This is a genomic window from Microcoleus sp. B7-D4 (assembly GCF_036705125.1).
Classification (GTDB): Bacteria; Cyanobacteriota; Cyanobacteriia; order Cyanobacteriales; family Microcoleaceae; genus Microcoleus.
The window spans coordinates 1-3,062 of record NZ_JAUBTT010000223.1 but is presented as its reverse complement, the minus strand read 5'-3'; the positions used below and the strand labels follow the sequence as shown (position 1 = coordinate 3,062).

Sequence of the window (3,062 nt, the reverse complement as noted above, 5' to 3'; positions counted from 1 at the left end):
ACACCGATTCCGACAGAAACGCCAACGCCAACTCCGACACCGATTCCGACAGAAACGCCAACGCCAACTCCGACACCGATTCCGACAGAAACGCCAACGCCAACTCCGACACCGATTCCGACAGAAACGCCAACGCCAACTCCGACACCGATTCCGACAGAAACGCCAACGCCAACTCCGACACCGATTCCGACAGAAACGCCAACGCCAACTCCGACACCAACGCCAACTCTGACTGAAATTCCGACAGAAGATTGCCTTTGTAACTCTCTATCCCTCCCAAATCTCAACCAACCCAATCCTGTAGAAAAGGTAGTTGTGAATAGTACGATCGATCTACCCATCACAGGTACTGCTAGCAATGAGACATTCGACGGCAGCAGCAGCGAGGATTATTTCCAGGCAAAAGAAGGTAACGATAACCTGTTTGGCGGCGAAGGAAATGACTTTTTCAACGGTAACGAAGGCAACGAGTTTATCTCTGGTGCAACGGCAGATGACTTGCTTTTTGGTGGCAAGAATCAAGATATTATTCTTGGTAATGAAGGAAGAGATACATTATTGGGAAATCGAGGACAAGATTCGCTAAATGGTAGAGAAGATAGCGACTTCATTCACGGCAACGAAGACTCCGATTTCTTGGATGGGGGCAAAGGAAACGATTTCTTATTGGGAGGTAAGGATAGAGATTTAATTGTAGGCGGTGAAGAAAACGATACTCTGTTGGGAAATGTAGGTGACGATACTGCCTGTGGTGGCGGTGGCAACGATTACTTGCGGGGTGATGAAAATAACGACCTACTGGATGGCTGTGAAGGCAATGATACGATTTGGGGAGGAGAAGACAATGATACCATATTTGGGGGAGCCGGAGACGACTTTTTAAGCGGCGATTTGGGAGATGATTTTTTAATTGGAGGAAGTGGGAACGATCGTTTTCTGGTTTGGGCAGATTCAGGGATGGATATCATTCGAGATTTTGAACCCGGAAAAGATGCGATCGCCCTTACTAGAGGTTTGACTGCCTCTCAACTGTCAATTAGTCAAGCCAACAGCGATACCTTAATCCGCTTGACAGCAACAGGTAAAATTTTAGCTACTCTCAATAACGTATCTGTTACTCAAATCGATCTGACAGAATTGAACCCGCCTACATTTTTAAACCGGAGTTTTTTATGAGGAATGTTAGGGGCGATAGCCAAAGAATCAACAGACTTTTCTACACAAGTTTGACCTTAATTTCAGCTATCCTCTTAGGAGGCTTGGGAAAGCTTTCCGAGTCCAACAATAACACAGCTTTAGCGCAAGAAAACATCCCTGTTAGCGGTAGCGGTGACGCGCAACTCCAGCCGATTTTGCAATCGTTGACAGAATTCATGCGCCACCGCTGCGTCGGTGCGGCCGTACTCGGTGTTTCTGTTAAAGGTAAACCCGTTGGTGTTTGGGGTCTAGGGCGCATGAAAGGCAGACCTACTAATAACTGGAATCCGGCTTGTGGCGACGATACGCAGGCTCCTCTGGCTGCGATCGTACCCGCAGATACCCCCATGCGTATGGGCAGTATCAGCAAGCCTGTTACCTTTGCAATGGTGCGCTGGGCGCTTAAAGAGACGGCGCGCGATCGAGCCGGTTTAGAACTGACTGACGACCAAATTGAAGGGATGAAATTGTTCGACCCCCAGCATTATCCGCCGCTAATTCCGGGTTTGAACAAGCAATATCCAGTAGCGATTATCCCTGAAAACTTGCACGCCGTATTTTCGGGAAAAGTCAAATTTCCCGTTCCCGTGAAAGACAGCAAGTGTGCCAATCTCAACTCAGGATTTGCAGACAAACAGTGGCAAAACGTCACCCTCGGACATTTATTATCGCACCGATCGGGACTTCAGCGCAGCGCGCCCAGATATGCTGAAGATGTCACCGCAAATTTGCCTGTGCTTCGCAATCTAAAAACCCCAGCGAATTTTCAAGCACAAGAACAGTTACTTGTCAGCGAATGGGGCAGCAAATCTATCAGTTCAGCAAAAAATCAACTCGGCATTTCTCCTAGCGCGGGCTATTTTTTGCCAAGTCCTACTTTAGGAGAAATTATGCAGGTTTTGGCTGGCCGATGCCTTCAGTATCCTCTCGGCCAATATCACTATTCCAATACCAGTCCGGCATTTCCTACGATTATTTTGGAGCAGCTTGTGGCTTCCGGCAGATCTGCTGCTAAGATGGGTAAACCAGAAACTCATCAAGGTTCGGCTTTGGAGGTTTTCTTCAAAACAAACTTAGGAATTTATACGGCGGCTGACCGGGGAATTTTTATGACCCAAGGAGTAGCAAATATGGTCGATCGCGAACCAGAAAAACGCCATTGGAACGGGAAAAGTTATTATGGTCAAGGATGGGATGTGAAGCGTCCGCACTGCATCTGGAAGGGTAGCTTCTGCGATTTTTCTACCTGGCTAAATCCGAAGCCGGGGAGGATAAATTGGTCTTGGAATTTAGGCATGGTTCCTTTTAGCAGCAGAAACACTGATTTGAGTCCCGGTACTGGTTCGCTTGCTGCGGAAGCGGAAGTTTTTCTCAAATTCATGTCAGAATATTGGGTAGCTGGTTATGAAAATAACCCGCGCATCGGAGAAAAGCGAAATAATCTTTGGAATCGATATACTGCCCACAACGGAGCGCTTGACGGTACTCATGCTTGGGGAATCCAGTTAGGGGGCAATAATAATCCGAAAGAGTGGAAATTGCCGCCGGTGGATGATAACGGTCGCATCCTTGATGATTTTGCTAATTTAAAGATGTATGCGGGCGTGTTGCCGGATGGAGTTGATATTTTTGTGGCTGTGAATCAAAGGGCGGATAAGAAATGTGTTAATGCTAAAGGTTACAATTGTGGGGATGCTTACGGACTTTTGGATAATTTTATTTTGTACGGTGTTTCTCAGGTGAATTGGAATCTGCTTGCACCTCGTGCAGTTGACAAATAAAAGTTACAGCAAATTCCATGTAAATGTGGTACACTACATTCAGTACATCAGCAGAAAAAATGAAAGCTTATTCGCTCGAGT

Annotated in this window: 2 protein-coding genes; both read left to right on the top strand. The window is 46.8% G+C overall.

What is annotated here, in order from left to right; genetic code table 11:
* Positions 1-1,179: calcium-binding protein (locus QUB12_RS36925; RefSeq protein ID WP_333311052.1), on the top strand; the 1,179-nt coding region annotated here is incomplete at its 5' end.
* Positions 1,176-2,981 carry a serine hydrolase gene (locus tag QUB12_RS36920; RefSeq protein ID WP_333148356.1) on the top strand — a complete coding sequence of 602 codons (1,806 nt, stop codon included), beginning with the start codon at positions 1,176-1,178 and terminating at the stop codon, positions 2,979-2,981. The genes QUB12_RS36925 and QUB12_RS36920, both read left to right, overlap by 4 nt.
* Positions 2,982-3,062: the final 81 nt, after the last annotated feature.

Bases quoted from the DNA above. Each gene is read 5' to 3' on its own strand.
- QUB12_RS36920 (WP_333148356.1), top strand. From the start codon at position 1,176: ATGAGGAATGTTAGGGGCGATAGCCAAAGAATCAACAGACTTTTCTAC.